The 17682-nt window shown below is 71.6% G+C and carries 15 protein-coding genes; all 15 read left to right on the forward strand.

Annotated features, from left to right (window positions below; genetic code table 11):
* The first annotated feature begins 3 nt into the window (after positions 1 to 3).
* The 15 genes from NDAS_RS24975 (at position 4) to NDAS_RS25045 (ending at position 17598) form a co-directional block, all read left to right on the forward strand.
* The gene (locus tag NDAS_RS24975; protein WP_026114451.1) at positions 4 to 363 is read left to right on the forward strand and encodes an NADH-quinone oxidoreductase subunit A; all 360 of its coding nucleotides are present in this window, start codon (positions 4 to 6) and stop codon (positions 361 to 363) included.
* A 259-nt stretch (positions 364 to 622) separates the two neighbouring features.
* Positions 623 to 1168 carry a NuoB/complex I 20 kDa subunit family protein gene (locus tag NDAS_RS24980; RefSeq protein ID WP_013156042.1) on the forward strand — a complete coding sequence of 182 codons (546 nt, stop codon included), beginning with the start codon at positions 623 to 625 and terminating at the stop codon, positions 1166 to 1168.
* Between the two features lies 1 nt (position 1169).
* The gene (locus tag NDAS_RS24985; protein WP_013156043.1) at positions 1170 to 1910 is read left to right on the forward strand and encodes an NADH-quinone oxidoreductase subunit C; all 741 of its coding nucleotides are present in this window, start codon (positions 1170 to 1172) and stop codon (positions 1908 to 1910) included.
* A 43-nt stretch (positions 1911 to 1953) separates the two neighbouring features.
* Entirely contained in the window at positions 1954 to 3249 is a 1296-nt protein-coding gene (locus tag NDAS_RS24990) for an NADH-quinone oxidoreductase subunit D (protein WP_013156044.1), read from the forward strand.
* Positions 3246 to 3992 carry an NADH-quinone oxidoreductase subunit NuoE gene (nuoE, locus tag NDAS_RS24995; RefSeq protein ID WP_013156045.1) on the forward strand — a complete coding sequence of 249 codons (747 nt, stop codon included), beginning with the start codon at positions 3246 to 3248 and terminating at the stop codon, positions 3990 to 3992. Before NDAS_RS24990 ends, nuoE begins: the two co-directional genes overlap by 4 nt.
* On the forward strand, positions 3989 to 5308 hold the full coding sequence (gene nuoF, locus NDAS_RS25000) for an NADH-quinone oxidoreductase subunit NuoF (protein ID WP_013156046.1): 1320 nt from the start codon (positions 3989 to 3991) through the stop codon (positions 5306 to 5308). Before nuoE ends, nuoF begins: the two co-directional genes overlap by 4 nt.
* A complete protein-coding gene (locus NDAS_RS25005) occupies positions 5305 to 7797 on the forward strand; it encodes an NADH-quinone oxidoreductase subunit G (protein WP_013156047.1) in 2493 nt (830 codons plus the stop codon). The genes nuoF and NDAS_RS25005 overlap by 4 nt, the downstream gene beginning before the upstream one ends.
* Positions 7794 to 9167: an NADH-quinone oxidoreductase subunit NuoH gene (gene nuoH, locus NDAS_RS25010; protein ID WP_013156048.1), complete on the forward strand. Its 1374-nt coding sequence runs from the start codon at positions 7794 to 7796 to the stop codon at positions 9165 to 9167. Before NDAS_RS25005 ends, nuoH begins: the two co-directional genes overlap by 4 nt.
* Positions 9160 to 9717 carry an NADH-quinone oxidoreductase subunit NuoI gene (gene nuoI, locus NDAS_RS25015; RefSeq protein ID WP_013156049.1) on the forward strand — a complete coding sequence of 186 codons (558 nt, stop codon included), beginning with the start codon at positions 9160 to 9162 and terminating at the stop codon, positions 9715 to 9717. The genes nuoH and nuoI overlap by 8 nt, the downstream gene beginning before the upstream one ends.
* Positions 9714 to 10763, forward strand: coding sequence for an NADH-quinone oxidoreductase subunit J (locus tag NDAS_RS25020; protein WP_013156050.1), 1050 nt, complete (start codon positions 9714 to 9716; stop codon positions 10761 to 10763). The genes nuoI and NDAS_RS25020 overlap by 4 nt, the downstream gene beginning before the upstream one ends.
* Positions 10751 to 11050: an NADH-quinone oxidoreductase subunit NuoK gene (nuoK, locus tag NDAS_RS25025; RefSeq protein WP_013156051.1), complete on the forward strand. Its 300-nt coding sequence runs from the start codon at positions 10751 to 10753 to the stop codon at positions 11048 to 11050. Before NDAS_RS25020 ends, nuoK begins: the two co-directional genes overlap by 13 nt.
* 14 nt (positions 11051 to 11064) lie before the next feature.
* Positions 11065 to 13008, forward strand: a complete 1944-nt coding sequence (gene nuoL / locus NDAS_RS25030; RefSeq protein WP_041553395.1) for an NADH-quinone oxidoreductase subunit L — start codon at positions 11065 to 11067, stop codon at positions 13006 to 13008.
* A 1-nt stretch (position 13009) separates the two neighbouring features.
* Positions 13010 to 14677: an NADH-quinone oxidoreductase subunit M gene (locus tag NDAS_RS25035; protein WP_013156053.1), complete on the forward strand. Its 1668-nt coding sequence runs from the start codon at positions 13010 to 13012 to the stop codon at positions 14675 to 14677.
* A gap of 8 nt (positions 14678 to 14685) precedes the next feature.
* A complete protein-coding gene (gene nuoN, locus NDAS_RS25040; RefSeq protein WP_041553503.1) occupies positions 14686 to 16326 on the forward strand; it encodes an NADH-quinone oxidoreductase subunit NuoN in 1641 nt (546 codons plus the stop codon).
* 267 nt (positions 16327 to 16593) lie between these two features.
* A complete protein-coding gene (locus NDAS_RS25045) occupies positions 16594 to 17598 on the forward strand; it encodes a polyprenyl synthetase family protein (RefSeq protein ID WP_013156055.1) in 1005 nt (334 codons plus the stop codon).
* Positions 17599 to 17682 lie beyond the last annotated feature (84 nt).

Genomic DNA, 17682 nt, shown 5'->3' on the forward strand with positions numbered 1-17682 from the left:
AGCGTGGAGCTGTACACACCGATCTTCGTGCTCGGCGGGATCGGCGCCGCGTTCGTCGTGGTGTCGATGGTCGCCGGTGCGGTCCTGGGGCCCAAGCGCTACAACCGCGCCAAGATGCAGGCCTACGAGTGCGGCATCGAGCCCACGCCGCAGCCCGCGGGCGGCGGCCGGTTCACCGTCAAGTACTACATGACGGCCATGATGTTCATCGTCTTCGACATCGAGATCATCTTCCTCATCCCCTGGGCCGTGCACTTCGACGCCCTGGGCTGGTTCGGACTGGTCGCGATCGTCCTCTTCCTGGTGAACGTCTCCATCGCCTACGCCTACGAGTGGCGCCGGGGAGGCCTCGAATGGGACTGAACAGTGCTCGCCTTGGGCCTCCGCTCCGCTGCCCACCCGTCACCCGCCACCACCCTCAACCGACGCCTACGGCGCAGTTCCTCCCTTGTTCGGGCGTCCCGAGGGCGGGAACCTTCGGCCTCTACGCGCCAGTCCTCGTTCCTCGGACAGGCGCTTTGAGACCTCCAGAACCCCGCCGACGCCCGAACGCGGACCACCGCGGCAAAGCGCCGACCGCAGAGCACACCCAGCAGCCCAGCCCGGAGGAGGAGAGCGTCTGATGGGACTCGAGGAGAAACTGCCCAGCGGCATCATGCTCACGACCGTCGAGCAGGTCGTGGGCCTGGCCCGCAAGAGCTCCATGTGGCCCGCCACGTTCGGCCTGGCCTGCTGCGCCATCGAGATGATGTCCGTCGGCGGCCCGCACTACGACCTGGCGCGGTTCGGCATGGAGAAGTTCGGCGCCACCCCGCGCCAGGCCGACCTGATGATCGTGGCCGGGCGGGTGAGCCAGAAGATGGCCCCCGTCCTGCGCCAGATCTACGACCAGATGCCCGAGCCCAAGTGGGTCATCGCGATGGGCGTGTGCGCCTCCAGCGGCGGCATGTTCAACAACTACGCGATCGTCCAGGGCGTGGACCACGTCGTCCCCGTGGACATGTACCTGCCCGGCTGCCCGCCGCGGCCGGAGATGCTCCTGGACGCCGTGCTCAAGCTGCACGACAAGGTGCAGAACACCAAGCTCGGCGCCCACCGGGAGCAGGAGATCACCGAGAACGAGGAGCGGATGCTCCGCCGTTCGCTGCCGCTGGTGAGCAAGGACTGACATGAGTACCGACAACGAACGCGAACGCGACGAGGAAGCGGCCAACCTCCCCGACAAGCTGGGCCGCGAGCGGTTGGCCGCGCCGGTCCGGCGCACCGGGATGTTCGGCGCCACGACCACCGGCGACACCTCCGGCTTCGGCCGCCTGCAGGTGCGGGGGAGCGCTCCCGTGCGCAGCCAGCGCCCCTACACCGACCCCGAGGACGCGCGCACCGCCGACTTCGACCGGGTGGCCGACGACCTGGAGGCCGCCCTGGGAGAGGACGCCGGAGCGGTCGAGCGGGTCGAGGTGGCCCGCGGCGAACTGACCTTCCACACCCGCCGCGAGGCGCTGCCGAGGCTGGCCCGCCTGCTGCGCGACGAGCCCGCCCTGCGCTACGAGCTGTGCCTGGGCGTGACGGGCGTGCACTTCCCCGACGACGCCGGCCGGGAGCTGCACGCGGTCTACCACTTCCGGTCGATCACCCACAACAGCGAGATCCGCGTCGCCACCACCTGCCCCGACGCCGACCCGCACGTGCCCTCGATCGTGTCGGTCTACCCGACCAACGACTGGCACGAGCGCGAGGCCTGGGACTTCTTCGGGATCGTCTTCGACGGCCACCCGGCGCTGACCCGCATCCAGATGCCCGACGACTGGCACGGCCACCCCCAGCGCAAGGACTACCCGCTGGGCGGCATCCCGGTCGAGTACAGGGGAGCCACCGTGCCCCCGCCGGACGAGCGGAGGTCCTACAAGTGAGCCCCGCCAACCCCACGCACTCCGTCACAGAGGGAGGCCCGGCATGACCATCACCGAGGACTACATCGACGCCTCCGGCGGGGACTGGGACGACGTCATCGAGAAGGCGCAGGCCACCAGCGCCGAACGCCTCGTCGTCAACATGGGACCCCAGCACCCCTCCACGCACGGCGTCCTGCGGCTCATCCTCACCCTCGACGGTGAGACCTGCACCGAGGCGCGCGTCGGTATCGGCTACCTGCACACCGGTATCGAGAAGAACATGGAGTACCGGACGTGGACGCAGGGCACCACGTTCGTGACCCGCATGGACTACCTGACGCCGCTGTTCAACGAGGCGGCGTACTGCCTGGCGGTCGAGAAGCTGCTCGGCATCGAGGACCGCGTCCCCGAGCGGGCCAGCGTCATCCGCGTGATGATGATGGAGCTCAACCGGATGGCCTCGCACTTCGTGGCGATGGCGACCTTCGGCATGGAGCTGGGCGCGACCACGGTCATGACCAACGGCTTCCGTGAGCGCGAGATGATCCTGGACATCTTCGAGCTGGTCACCGGCCTGAGGATGAACCACGCCTACATCCGCCCCGGCGGCGTGGCCCAGGACCTGCCGCCCGGCGCGGCCGGCAAGGTCCGCGAGCTGCTCAAGGAGATGCCCAAGCGCATCGCCGTCATGCGCAAGCTCCTGGACGAGAACCCCGTCTACCTCGCCCGCACCAAGGACGTGGCCCACCTCAACCTGCCCGGCTGCATGGCGCTCGGCGTCACCGGCCCGCTGCTGCGGGCCTCCGGCCTGGCCTGGGACCTGCGCAAGGCCAAGCCCTACTGCGGCTACGAGGGCTACGAGTTCGACGTCCCCGTCTCCGACGGCGGCGACGTCTACGCCCGCTACCGGGTGCGCATGGCCGAGATGGAGGAGAGCCTGAAGATCATCGAGCAGTGCCTGGACAAGCTCCAGCCCGGCCCGGTGATGATCCAGGACGCCAAGATCGGATGGCCCGCCAAGCTGGCGCTGGGGCCCGACGGCCTGGGCAACTCGCCCGACCACATCGCGCACATCATGAGCGGCTCCATGGAGGCGCTCATCCACCACTTCAAGCTGGTCACCGAGGGCTTCCGGGTCCCCGCGGGCCAGGCCTACGCGGCCGTCGAGAGCGCCAAGGGCGAACTCGGCTGCTACGCGGTCAGCGACGGGAGCACCCGCCCCCACCGCGTGCACTTCCGCGACCCCTCGTTCACCCACCTGCAGGCCGTCGCGGCCATGTGCGAGGGGGGAACGGTGGCGGACGTCATCGCCGCCGTGGCCAGTATCGACCCGGTGATGGGAGGCGTGGACCGGTGAGCGAGCACGAGACCACCGAGACCGCGGCGACGGCCGAGCCCCGCGAGGCCTTCACCGCCGAGGTCACCGCTCGGCTGGAGCCCGAGGCCAAGGAGATCATCGGCCGCTACCCGCGGCCGCGCTCGGCGCTGCTGCCGCTGCTGCACCTGGTGCAGGCCGAGGAGGGGCACGTCAGCAAGGCCGGGATGCGCTTCTGCGCCGACCAGCTCGGCATCACCCTCGCCGAGGTCAACGCGGTCGCCACGTTCTACACCATGTACCGCCGCCGCCCCGGCGGCGACTACCAGGTGGGCGTGTGCACCAACACCCTGTGCGCGGTGATGGGCGGCGACGAGATCTTCCAGACCCTCAAGGACCACCTGGGGGTCGGCAACAACGAGACCACCGAGGACGGCAAGGTCACGCTGGAGCACGTCGAGTGCAACGCGGCCTGCGACTTCGCGCCGGTCGTGATGGTCAACTGGGAGTTCTTCGACAACCAGACCCCCGACACGGCCAAGCGGCTCGTGGACGACCTGCGCCTGGGCAGGGACGTCGCGCCCACGCGCGGCCCCGCCAGCCTGTGCACCTGGAAGCAGGCCTCCCGCGTACTGGCCGGGTTCGAGGACGGCCGCGCGGGCGAGGGCGTCCAGGCCGCCGCGCCCTCCCTGGCCGGACTCAGGCTGGCCAGGGAGCGCGGCTGGACCGCTCCGGACCCCGACAACCTTCCGCCCCGCGAACAGGGTGAGGAGGACGCCAAGTGACCACCCTGACCCCGATCCTGTCGCGCGACTGGGACCGCCCCGACTCCTTCACCCTGGAGGGCTACCGGGCCACCGGCGGCTACGGCGCGCTGCGCAAGGCGCTGGCCATGGAGCCCGACGCCATCGTGGACCTGGTCAAGAAGTCCGGCCTGCGCGGTCGCGGCGGCGCCGGGTTCCCCACCGGGATGAAGTGGGGCTTCCTGCCCGCGGACAACCCCAACCCGCGCTACCTCGTCGTCAACGCCGACGAGTCCGAGCCGGGCACCTGCAAGGACATCCCGCTCATGCTCGCCAATCCGCACGTGCTGGTGGAGGGGGTGGCGATCGCCGCGTACGCGATCAAGTCCAGCCAGGCCTTCATCTACGTGCGCGGCGAGGTCCTGCACGTCATCCGGCGCCTGCGCCGGGCCGTCGCCGAGGCCTACGAGGCCGGGCTGCTCGGCAGGGACGTCCTGGGCACCGGCTTCGACCTCGACGTCGTCGTCCACGCCGGGGCGGGCGCCTACATCTGCGGTGAGGAGACCGCGCTGCTGGACTCCCTGGAGGGCTACCGGGGCCAGCCCCGGCTCAAGCCGCCCTTCCCCGCGGTCGCCGGGCTCTACGCCTCGCCGACCGTGGTCAACAACGTCGAGTCCATCGCCAGCGTGCCGAGCATCGTGGCCAACGGCGCCGAATGGTTCACGTCCATGGGCACCGAGAAGTCCGCCGGGTTCGGCTTCTTCTCCCTGTCCGGGCACGTGGCCAACCCCGGCCAGTACGAGGCCCCGCTGGGCGTGACCCTGCGCGAGCTGCTCGACATGTCGGGCGGGATGCGGCCCGGGCACCGGCTCAAGTTCTGGACGCCCGGCGGCTCCTCCACGCCGATCTTCACCGAGGAGCACCTGGACACCCCGCTCGACTTCGAGTCGGTGGGCGCCGCCGGGTCCATGCTCGGCACCCGCGCCCTCCAGATCTTCGACGAGACGACCTGCGTGGTGAAGGCCGTCGGCCGCTGGATCGCCTTCTACGCCCACGAGTCCTGCGGCAAGTGCACGCCCTGCCGCGAGGGCAACTTCTGGATGGTCCAGGTCCTGGACCGGCTGGAGAACGGGCAGGGCACCGAGGCCGACCTCGACAAGCTCCTGGACATCTGCGACAACCTGCTCGGCCGCTCCTTCTGCGCCCTCGGCGACGGCGCGACCAGCCCGGTGACCTCCTCGATCAAGCACTTCCGCCAGGAGTACATCGACCACGTGGAGCGGGGCGGCTGCCCCTTCGACCACTCCCGGGCCACCCTCTGGGGCGACCGGCCGACCACGACGGGAGGACAGCAGTGACCGTCACCTCCAACTCCTCCGGCGGAGCCGCGCCCGCGCCGCCGCCCGAGGACCTCGTCACCGTCACCATCGACGGGTTCCAGGTCCAGGTGCCCAAGGGGACCCTCCTGATCCGGGCCGCCGAACTCCTCGGCATCCAGATCCCGAGGTTCTGCGACCACCCGCTGCTGGACCCGGTCGGGGCCTGCCGCCAGTGCCTGGTCGAGATCCCCGACATGGGCAACGGGCGCGGCATGCCCAAGCCGCAGGCCTCCTGCACCATCACCGTCATGGAGGGGATGGTGGTCAACACCCACCTGACCTCCCCGGTGGCGGAGAAGGCCCAGCGCGGGATCATGGAGTTCCTGCTCATCAACCACCCGCTGGACTGCCCGGTCTGCGACAAGGGCGGCGAGTGCCCCCTCCAGAACCAGGCCATGTCCACCGGGCAGGGCGAGACCCGCTTCGTCGACGTCAAGCGGACCTTCCCCAAGCCGATCGCGCTGTCCACCGAGGTGCTGCTGGACCGGGAGCGCTGCGTGCAGTGCGCCCGCTGCACCCGCTTCGCCGCGCAGATCGCGGGCGACCCGCTCATCGAGCTGATGGAGCGCGGCGCCGACGAGCAGGTCGGCATCGCCGAGGGCGAGCCCTTCCAGTCCTACTTCTCCGGCAACACCGTGCAGATCTGCCCGGTCGGCGCGCTCACCGGCTCCGCCTACCGGTTCCGGTCGCGCCCCTTCGACCTGGTGTCCACGCCCAGCGTGTGCGAGCACTGCGCCGACGGGTGCGCCCAGCGCACCGACCACCGGCGCGGCAAGGTCATGCGCCGCCTGGCCGGGGACGACCCGCAGGTCAACGAGGAGTGGAACTGCGACAAGGGCCGGTGGGCGTTCAGCTACACCACCCAGTCCGACCGCCTGTCCCGCCCGCTGGTGCGCGACGGGGAGTCCCGGGCCCTGGAGTTCGCCTCCTGGTCCGAGGCGGTCGGCGTCGCCGCCCAGGGCCTGGCCGCCGCGCGCGGCCGGGTCGGCGTCCTGACCGGGGGCCGCCTCACCTACGAGGACGCCTACGCCTACGCCAAGTTCGCCCGCGTGGCCCTGCGCACCAACGACGTGGACGCCCGCGCCCGCGCGCACTCGCCCGAGGAGGCCGACTTCCTGGCCGCCCACGTGGCCGGGACCCCGGTCGGCGTGGACTTCACCGCCCTGGAGAAGGCGCCCGCGGTCCTGCTGGCCGGGTTCGAGCCCGAGGACGAGTCGCCCCTGGTCTTCCTGCGGCTGCGCAAGGGAGTGCGCAAGCGCGGCCTCAAGGTCTACTCGGTCGGCTCCCACGCCAGCCTGGGCCTGACCAAGACCCACGGGACCCTGGTCCGGGCCGTCCCCGGCGACGAGGCCCGCGTCCTCAACGCCCTGGACACCGACGACCCCGACGTCGTCGCGGCCCTGAACCAGGAGGGCGCGGTCATCATGGCGGGCGAGCGCCTGGCCGCCGTGCCCGGCGCCCTGACCGCCGCCGCGGCCCTGGCCGAGCGGACCGGCGCCCGCCTGGTGTGGGTGCCGCGCCGCGCCGGGGAGCGCGGGGCCGTGGACGCCGGAGCGCTGCCGGGCCTGCTGCCCGGAGGCCGACCGGTCGCCGACCCCTCCGCCCGCGCCGAGGTCGCCCAGGTCTGGAACGTGGGCTCCCTGCCCGAGACCCCCGGCCGCGACACCGCCGCCATCCTCGCGGCGGCCGCCGCCGGGGAGCTGGACGCCCTGGTCGTCGCCGGGGTGGAGCTGGACGACCTGCCCGACCCCGACGCCGCCCGCGCGGCCCTGGCCCGGGTGCCGTTCGTCGTCAGCCTCGAACTGCGCGCCAGCGACGTCACCGACCGCGCCGACGTGGTGCTGCCGGTGGCCGCCGTCGCCGAGAAGTCCGGCACCTTCGTCAACTGGGAGGGCCGCCACCGGCCCTTCGGCGACGCGCTCAAGGTGCCCGGCGCGCTGTCCGACCTGCGGGTGCTCTCCGCGATCGCCGACCAGATGGACGTGCACTTGGGCCTGCCCGACGCCGCGTCCGCCTACGGCGAACTGATGGAGCTGGGTCTGTGGACCGGCGAGCGCGCGGACGGACCCCGCGTGCGGCCCGTCGAGGTCGTGCGGCCCGAACCCGGCCAGGCACTGCTGTCCACCTGGCGGCAGCTGCTCGGCACCGGCCGCATGGAGGACGGCGAGCCCTACCTCGCCGGGACCGCCCGGCAGGCCCGCGCCTACCTGTCCCCGGCCACGGCCGAGGAGATCGGCGTCCCCGACGGCGGAACCCTGCACGTCACCGGAGCCCGCGGATCGGTGACCGTGCCGGTCATCGTCACCGACATCGCCGACCGCGTCGTCTGGCTCCCGGCCAACGCCGACGGGTGCGACGTTCCCCGCGACCTGGGCGGCGGCGCGGGGCAGACCGTCCTGCTGTCCGCGTCCACCACCACCGGAACCGGTAGCAACGGGTCCGCCAGCACCCACGGGAGGCAGCAGTGACCCCCGCCGCTCTCGGTCCGGGCGTGACCGCCCACCTGGCCTCCGAGGAGACGCTGAGCGCCTTCGGCGGCGACCCCTGGTGGATCACCACCATCAAGGCGCTGGCGATCTTCGTCTTCCTCATGATCTGCGTGCTGATGATGATCATGGCCGACCGCAAGGTCATGGGCCGGATGCAGCAGCGCCACGGACCCAACCGGATGGGCCCCTTCGGCCTGTTCCAGTCGCTCTTCGACGGCATCAAGCTCTCCCTCAAGGAGGACCTGATCCCGCGCGGGGTGGACCGGTTCGTCTACATCGCCGCGCCGATGATCGCGGCCGTGCCCGCCTTCATCGCCTTCTCGGTCATCCCGATCGGACCCGAGGTGAACCTGTTCGGGGTCATCACCCCGCTCCAGCTCACCGACCTGCCCGTCGCGGCCCTGGTGGTCCTGGCCACCGCCGCGCTGGGGGTCTACGGGTTCGTGCTCGGCGGCTGGGCCTCCCAGTCGCCCTACGCCCTGCTCGGCGGCCTGCGCGCCTCCGCGCAGGTGATCAGCTACGAGATCGCGATGGGCCTGTCCTTCGTCGCGGTCTTCATCATGTCCGGGACCCTGACCACCTCGGGGATCGTCGAGTCCCAGCGCGGACTGTGGTTCGCCGTGCTGCTCCTGCCGTCCTTCCTCATCTACCTGGTGACGATGGTCGGCGAGACCAACCGGCTGCCCTTCGACCTGGCCGAGGGCGAGGGCGAGATCGTCGGCGGCTTCATGACCGAGTACGGGTCCATGAAGTTCACGATGTTCTTCCTCGCGGAGTACGTGAACATGTGCACGGTCGCCGCCGTGTCCGTCACGCTCTTCCTCGGCGGCTGGCTCGCCCCGCCCGGGATCGCGGCGATCCTGCCGGGCGCCAACGAGGGCTGGTGGCCCGCCCTGTGGTGGCTGCTCAAGTTCGTCTGCGTGATGTTCCTGTTCATCTGGGCGCGCGGCAGCCTGCCCCGGGTGCGCTACGACCAGCTCATGAAGCTGGGCTGGAAGGTGCTCATCCCGATCCAGCTGGTGTGGATCACCGCCGTCGCCGTCGTGCGGATGCTCGTCCTGGACGGCGCCTCCCCGCTGGTCGTCGGCGTGGTGATCGCCGCCTTCACCGCCGCGACCGTGGCCGCCTTCGCCGCCTGGCTGCGCCACGTGCGCCGCGAGCGCGCCGAGGAGGCCCGCCAGCGCGCGGAGAACGCCCGCCGGGCGCACCGGGAACCCGCCTTCGGCGGCTTCCCGGTTCCGCCGAGCGCCGCACCGCACTACGGCAGCAGCGTGCTCGCCGAACCGCCGCGGACGGCCCCGGCCGCCGCCGACCGCAACAAGAAGGGTGAGGAGGTTACCGGTGCTTGAGTGGCTCAACCCCGTCAAGGGTTTCGGTGTCACCTTCCACACGATGTTCAAGAAGGTGCCGACCGTCGAGTACCCGGAGGTCAAGCGCCCCACGGCGCCTCGCTTCCACGGACGGCACCAGCTGAACAGGTGGGCCGACGGCCTGGAGAAGTGCATCGGGTGCGAACTGTGCGCCTGGGCCTGCCCGGCCGACGCCATCTACGTGGAGGCCGGTGACAACACCGACGACGACAGGTACTCGCCCGGCGAGCGCTACGGCCGGGTCTACCAGATCAACTACCTGCGGTGCATCCTGTGCGGGCTGTGCGTGGAGGCCTGCCCCACGCGCGCCCTGACGATGACCAACGAGTACGAGCTGGCCGACGACAGCAGGCAGAGCCTGATCTGGACCAAGGAGCAGCTGCTGGCCCCGCTGCGCGAGGGCATGGAGCAGCCGCCCCACCCCATGCGCCTGGGCGAGACCGAGCAGGACTACTACGCCACCGGGCGCGGCCAGCACGGCTCGCAGGACGGGCACGAGGCGCCCGAGACCCCGGAGGCGGTCCGTTGAACCCGCTCACCAGCGTCCACGCCGCCCCGCCGTCCGACCAGCCGCTGTACCTGGCCGCGCCGATCGGCGGCGGCGAGGCGACCGCGTTCTGGATCCTGGGCGCCGTGGTCCTCCTCGGCGCCCTGGGCGTGGTCTTCTCCCGCAAGGCCGTGCACTCGGCGATGTCCATGGCGCTGACCATGGTCGGCCTGGCGATCTTCTACGGCATCAACGCGGCGCCCTTCCTCATGGTCGTGCAGATCGTCGTCTACACCGGCGCCGTCCTCATGCTGTTCCTGTTCGTGCTGATGCTCATCGGCGTCAGCTCGGCCGACTCCCTGGTGGAGACGCTCAGCGGACAGCGCCTCATGACGGCCGTCGTCGCCCTGTGCTTCGTCGGCGCCCTGACCACGGGCATCACCCGCATCGCCGTGGGCGACCCGGTCGGCCTCACCGAGGGCGCCGCGGCGGCCGGGGGCACCATCCCGTGGATCGCGGGCGAGCTGCTGCTGCGCTACGTGGTCGCCTTCGAGGCCACCGGCGCGCTGCTCATCACCGCGGTCCTGGGCGCGATGGTCCTGGCGCACACCGCCCGCACCAAGAAGCGCCGCACCCAGCGGGAGATCGCCGAGGACCGCATCCGCGGCGACCACCCGACCCCGCTGCCGGGACCGGGCACCTACGCCCGGCACAACGCGATCGACATGCCCGCGCTGCTGCCGGACGGCACGGTCTCCCAGCTCTCGCTCAACCCCGTCCTGGCCGCCCGCGCCCCCGAGTACCAGTCCCGGGTGCCCGAGACCGTGCGCGCCGGCCAGGCCCCGCTGCCCGGCGGGGCCTCGGACTCGGCCGACTCCAAGACGGCCGAGCCGGTCGCCGACGACCGGGCCCGGCCCGCCGCGGAGAGGCCCGGGAACCGGGTGGGGAACGGAACGAGGGTCGCGGCCGAGGACGACGCCGACGAGGGCGGCGGCGGGGCCGTGGGCCCCGACGGTCCCGACGACGCGGACGGGCCGCGCAACGGCAACGGCAACGGGCAGGAGGTCGAGTCCTCGTGGACCCGATGAACTACATCGTCCTCGCGGCGCTGCTGTTCACCATCGGCGCCGTCGGCGTCCTGGTCCGGCGCAACGCGATCATCGTCTTCATGTGCGTGGAGCTGATGCTCAACGCCTGCAACCTGGCGTTCGTCGCGTTCGCCCGGATGCACGGGGACATCGAGGGGCAGGTCATCGCCTTCTTCGTGATGGTCGTCGCCGCCGCCGAGGTGGTCGTGGGCCTCGCGATCATCATGCAGATCTTCCGAACCCGCAGGTCGGCGTCGCTGGATGACGCCAACCTGCTCAAGCACTAGAAGGCGACGTGGCTGTGACATCTCACGCGTACCTCGCCGCCGAACCCGTGGTGGCGACCGCGGCCGACAGCGCGGTGCTGTCGGGCGCATGGCTGCTCATCGCCCTGCCGCTCGCGGGCGCGGCGATCCTGCTGCTCGGCGGCAGGCGCACCGACAAGTGGGGGCACTGGCTGGCCACGGCCCTGCCGGTCGCCTCCTTCGCCTGGGCGCTGCTCGTCCTGTTCGACCTGCTCGGCAGGGCGGCCGACGCCCGCAGCGTCTCCGTCCCCGTCTACGAGTGGTTCTCCGTCGGGGAGTTCTCCGCCGGGGTGGACCTGCTCGTCGATCCCCTCTCGATCAGCTTCGTCCTGCTGATCACCTTCGTGGGGTCGCTCATCCACATCTACTCCATCGGCTACATGGCCGAGGACCCGGGCAGGCGGCGCTTCTTCGCCTACCTCAACCTGTTCGTGGCCGCCATGCTCGTGCTGGTGCTCGCGGACAACTTCGTGCTGCTCTTCCTCGGCTGGGAGGGCGTGGGCCTGGCGTCCTACCTGCTCATCGGGTTCTGGCAGTACAAGCCCTCCGCCGCGGTGGCCGCCAAGAAGGCGTTCCTCATCAACCGCGTCGGCGACATGGGCCTGCTCATCGCGATCATGATCATGTTCGCGGTGCTGGGCGCGGTCAGCTTCAGCGACGTGTTCGCGGCCGTCCCGGGCGCGAGCGACGGCGTGCTGCTCGCCGTCGGGCTGCTGCTGCTCCTGGGCGCCTGCGGCAAGTCCGCGCAGCTGCCGCTCCAGGCGTGGCTGCTCGACGCCATGGAGGGCCCGACCCCGGTGTCCGCGCTCATCCACGCGGCCACCATGGTCACCGCGGGCGTGTACCTCATCGTGCGCGCCGGACCCATCTTCGAGGGCGCCCCGGTCGCCCAGACCGTGGTCACCGTCGTGGGCGCCGCGACCATGCTGGCGGGCGGGATCATCGCCTCGGCCAAGGACGACATCAAGAAGTCCCTGGCCGGGTCCACGATGAGCCAGATCGGCATGATGGTCCTGGCCGCCGGGCTCGGCCCGGTCGGCTACGTGGCCGCCATCGCCCACCTGGTCACGCACGGCTTCTTCAAGGCCGGGCTGTTCCTGGGCGCCGGATCGGTCATGCACGCCATGAACGACGGCGTGGACATGCGCCGCTACGGCGGCCTGGCCCGCGTCATGCCGGTCACCTTCGTCACCTTCGGCCTCGGTTACCTGGCCATCATCGGCTTCCCGCTGCTGTCGGGCTGGTGGACCAAGGAGAGCATCATCTCCGCGGCCTTCGGCGTGGGCGGCACCCAGGGCATGGTGCTCGGGACCGCCGTCATCGTCGGCGCGGGGCTCACCGCCTTCTACATGTCGCGGATGGTCTTCATGACCTTCCTCGGCAAGAAGCGGTGGGACGAGGGCGTGCACCCGCACGAGTCGCCGGTCAGCATGACCGCCCCCATGGTGGTGCTGGCCGTCGGGTCGGTCGCGCTGGGCGCCTTCCTCACGCTCGGCGACCGGTTCGCGGGCTTCCTGACCCCGGCCACCGGGGCCCACCCGCACCACTTCGACGTCGTGCACGCGTTCACCGCGCCCTACGGACTGGCCGCCCTGGGCGTCATGGTCCTGGGCGTGGCCGCCGCCTGGGCGGTCTACCTGCGCAAGCCCGTGGAGCGCACCGCGCCCGAGGGCAACCTCGTCACCGTCGCCGCCAGCCGCGAGCTGTACGGCAACGAGATCAACGAGGGCCTGCTCATGCGGCCCGGCCAGCAGCTCACCCGGGCCCTGCTCGTCATCGAGGACAAGGTCATCGACGGGGCGGTCAACGGGCTCGGCGCCGGGGTGCGCGACTCCTCCAGCGGGCTGGGCCGGGTCCAGACCGGGTTCGCCCGCACGTACGCGCTCACCATGCTCTTCGGCGCCGTCATCGTCGCCGCGACGCTGGCTGTGAGGTTCTGACATGATCCCCTGGCTCACCATCGCGATCGCGCTCCCCGCGGTCGGCGCGGTCCTGGTCTGGGCGCTGCCGCGCACCGCCAAGGCCGCCACGGAGCGGACGGCCGCGGCCTCGGCCGCCTCGTCCGCCACCGCCTCCTCCGCGGGCGCCACCGCCACGGCGACGGCCGTGCGGCCCGCCGCCGCGGCCAAGGGCGGGGCCCCGGCCGAGACCGCCAAGCGGATCACGCTGGGCTTCTCGCTCGCCACCCTGCTCGTGCTCGGGGCCATGGCCCTGCAGTTCGACACCTCCCGGGCGGGGGCCCTCCAGTTCGAGGAGGTCTACCCCTGGATCCCGCGCTTCGGCGTCAGCTACGCCGTGGGCGTGGACGGCATCGCCCTGGCGCTGGTCCTGATGTCGGCCGTGCTGGTGCCGCTGGTGGTCCTGGCCGCCTGGCGCGAGCACGACGACCGGGAGGACGGGGGGCGCGGGTACTTCGCGCTCATCCTGGTCCTGGAAGCGATGATGATCGGCGTCTTCGCCGCCACCGACGTCTTCCTGTTCTACGTGTTCTTCGAGGCCATGCTCATCCCGGTCTACTTCATGATCGGGCGCTACGGGCGCGGCGACGACCGGTCCAGGGCCGCGGTCAAGTTCCTGCTCTACAGCCTCGCCGGCGGCCTGGTCATGCTGGTCGCGGTGATCGGCGTGTACGTCGTCGGCGGCACCTTCCTGTGGAGCGACCTGGTCGGCGAGGGCAGCGCCCTGGCCGCCGTGGACCCGGCCACGGCCCGCTGGCTGTTCCTCGGCTTCTTCATCGCCTTCGCGATCAAGGCGCCGATGTGGCCCGTGCACACCTGGCTGCCCTCGGCGGCGGGCGCCTCGCGCCCGGGCACCGCCGTGCTGCTGGTGGGCGTGCTGGACAAGGTCGGCACTTACGGGATGCTGCGCTACTGCCTGGAGCTGTTCCCGGCGGCCGTGTCCTGGTTCGTGTGGCCGGTGGTGGCGCTGAGTCTGGTGAGCATCATCTACGGCGCGATCCTGGCCATCGGGCAGAACGACATGATGCGCCTGGTGGCCTACACGTCGGTCTCCCACTTCGGCTTCATCACCCTGGGCATCTTCGCCCTGACCGCGCAGGGGCAGGCCGGGGCCGCCCTGTACATGGTCAACCACGGGTTCGCGACCGGGGCGCTGTTCCTGGTCGTGGGCTTCCTGATCGCCCGCCGCGGCTCCGCGCTCATCAGCGACTACGGCGGCGTGCAGCGGATCGCGCCCAAGCTGGCCGGGGTGTTCCTGGTGACGGGCCTGGCCGGTCTGGCGCTGCCGGGGCTGGCGCCGTTCGTCAGCGAGTTCCTGGTGTTCGTCGGCGTGTACGCGTTCAGCCCGGCCCCCGCGATCGTCGCGGCGGTCGGCGTGGTCCTGGCCGCGCTCTACATCCTGTGGATGTACCAGCGCACCATGAACGGACCCACCCGGGAGGACCTGACCGGCCTGCGCGACCTGTCCGCGCGGGAGACGTGGGCGGTGGCCCCGCTGCTCGCGCTCATCCTCCTGCTCGGGCTCTACCCGCAGCCGGTGCTGGACGTGATCAACCCCGCGGTGGAGCGCACCGTGGAGGTCGGCGCGGGCCCTGACAGCGGGACCGGGGGCGCCGAGGGCGCCCAGGAAGAGGAAGGAGACGCGGAGTGATCCCCCACATGGACCTTCCCGTCATCACCGAGGCGGCGCCGCAGATGGACTGGTGGCTGCTCGCGCCGCTGCTCACGGTGTTCGCCGCCGGTGTTCTGGGCGTGCTGTTCGAGGCGTTCGTCCCCCAGGGGCGGCGCCGCGCCATCCAGATCGGGCTCGCGGCGCTCGCGCTGCTGGCCGCGTTCGTCCTGCTGGTGCTCCAGGTGGGCTCGCTGCCCGAGGACGCGCCGGGGGTGACGGTCGGCGCCGGGGCGCTGGCGGTGGACCGGACGGTGATCTTCTTCCAGGGCACCATCACCGTGCTCGCGCTGGTGAGCCTGCTGCTGATCTCCGAGCGCCGGGACGGGCGCGACGCGTTCGCCGCGCAGGCGGCGACGGTGCCCGGGAGCGAGGAGGAGCGCGCGCACATCCTGGCGGGCTCCCAGCACACCGAGGTGTACCCGCTGGTGATGTTCGCGGTGCTGGGGATGCTGATGTTCCCGGCCTCGAACGACTTCCTGACGATGTTCATCGCGCTGGAGGTCATGAGCCTGCCGCTGTACCTGCTGTGCGGGCTGGCCCGGCGCCGCCGCCTGTTCTCGCAGGAGGCCGCGGTCAAGTACTTCCTGCTGGGCGCGTTCTCCTCGGCGTTCTTCCTGTTCGGCGCCGCCATGGTCTACGGCTACGCGGGCTCGGTGAACTTCGGCGAGATCCGCGCGGCCGTCGAGGCGGGCGGCGCGGACGTCTTCCAGGGCGGAGACGGCGAGCCGCTGCTGCTCATGGGCATCGGCCTGGTGGCGATCGGCCTGCTGTTCAAGGTCGGCGCGGTGCCCTTCCACAACTGGAAGCCGGACGTGTACCAGGGCGCGCCGACCCCGATCACGGCGCTGATGGCCTCCTGCACGCTGGTCGCCGCGTTCGGCGCCCTGCTGCGGGTGTTCTTCGTGCCCTTCGGCGGCTCGGCCCAGACCTGGGAGCCGATGCTGTGGGCGGTGGCCGTCCTGACGATGGTCGTGGCCGCGGTCATCGCGGTGACCCAGCGCGACGTCAAGCGGCTGCTGGCCTACTCGTCGGTGGTGCACGCCGGGTTCATCCTGACCGCCGTCGTGGCGGGCAGCACGGACGGGCTCGCGGGCGCCATGTTCTACCTGGCGGCCTACGGGTTCACCACGCTGGGCGCGTTCGCCGTGGTGACGCTGGTGCGGACCAAGGACGGCGGCCAGGAGCTGGGCGACCTGGACCGGTGGGCGGGGCTGGGCCGCCGCTCGCCGGTGCTGGCCGGGGCGCTGGCGCTGTTCCTGCTGGCGTTCGCCGGGATCCCGCTCACGAGCGGCTTCATCGGCAAGTTCGCGGTGTTCGAGGCGGCGGTGGCCGCCGGCGCCGTCCCGCTGGTCGTGGTCGGTGTGCTGAGCAGCGCGGTGACCGCGTTCTTCTACGTGCGGATCATCGTGGTGATGTTCTTCCGGGACCCGGAGGGCGAGGGCCCCACGGTGGTGCGCGCGGGCGCGGCCACGGGCGGGGTCATCGCGATCGGGGTGGCGGCGACGCTGCTGCTCGGCGTGTACCCGGGGGCGGTGCTCGACAACCTGCTGCCCCCGGCCGACGCCGACCAGGCCCCGACCTCGGTGATGGTCGAACAGGCGTCGACGCAGGCCGGAGGCGCGGAGTGACCGGCGACCGTGAACGCGCGGTGACCGGCGGGTACGGGCCGCGGTTTCCGGACGGACGCGGGCGCTGACCACGAGTGACCGGCAGAGTGACCAATTACCAGGTCTGACCTGGGATTCGTCACCTGCCGGTTCCGTACCCGGGTGTGGCTTTGGCTGTTCATTCCGGGTCGGATACCGTGGCAAGTCGGATCATGTTCATGTGCTGAGCACGCGGTGGCCCCCTCACCCGGGGTCACCTCCGTGCCGTTCGACAGGTGGAGCTGTACGGTGAGCGGTGCTGTCCCGAGCGGGTTTCTCGCTCTGCCGAGAGTCGACGATGCCCTTGCCCGGGAGGTCCAGGACAACCTGGAGAAGGTCGAGGACCTGCTGCGGGAGTCGGTCGCGTCGAGCGACCCCCTGCTGACCGAGGCGGCGTCCCACCTGCTGGCCGCCGGGGGCAAGCGCTTCCGCGCGACCCTGGTGCTGCTGGCCGCCCACTTCGGCGACCCGTCCGTGCCCGACCTCATCCCGGCCGCGGCCGTGGTGGAGCTCACACACGTGGCCACGCTCTACCACGACGACGTCATGGACGAGGCCGAGCTGCGGCGCGGCGAGCCCAGCGCCAACCAGCGCTGGGGCAACAGCGTCGCCATCCTGACCGGCGACTACGTGTTCGCCCGCGCCTCGGAGATGCTCGCCGACCTGGGCACCGAGGCGGTCCGGCTCCAGGCGACCACGTTCGGGCGCCTGGTGCAGGGGCAGATCCTGGAGACCTCCGGTCCCCAGGAGGGCACCGACCCGCTGGACCACTACCTGCGGGTGATCAGCGACAAGACGGCCTCCCTGATCGCGTCGTCGGCGGAGTTCGGCGGCATGTTCGGCAAGGTCGACCCCGAGACGATCGGGACGGTCACGCGGGCGTGCGACGCGCTGGGGATGGCCTTCCAGCTGGCCGACGACCTGCTGGACGTGGCGAGCGAGAGCACCGACTCGGGCAAGACCCCGGGGACCGACCTGCGCGAGGGCGTGCTGACCCTGCCGATGTTCTACGCGCTGCGCTCCCGGGACGCGGCGGACGAGCGGCTCAAGTCGCTGCTGGGCCGTCCGCTGGACGACGAGGAGGCCGAGGAGGCGCTGGCGCTGCTGCGGGTGCACCCGGCGATGGCCGAGGCCGAGGCCACGCTGCGCGGCTGGGCCGACAAGGCGCGCGCGGAGCTGGCGACCCTGCCCGAGAGCCCGGCCAGGGGTGCCTTCGAGGCGCTGTGCGACTACGTGGTCGAGCGCTCGGGCTGACGCCCCGGCGGCCGAGGGGCCGAAGGACCGACGACGGCGCCGCCCGGTGGGGCGGCGCCGTCGCCGTGTCTCTCGGTCCCGCCG

The sequence above is a fragment of the Nocardiopsis dassonvillei subsp. dassonvillei DSM 43111 genome (genome assembly GCF_000092985.1).
GTDB classification, from domain to species: domain Bacteria; phylum Actinomycetota; class Actinomycetes; order Streptosporangiales; family Streptosporangiaceae; genus Nocardiopsis; species Nocardiopsis dassonvillei.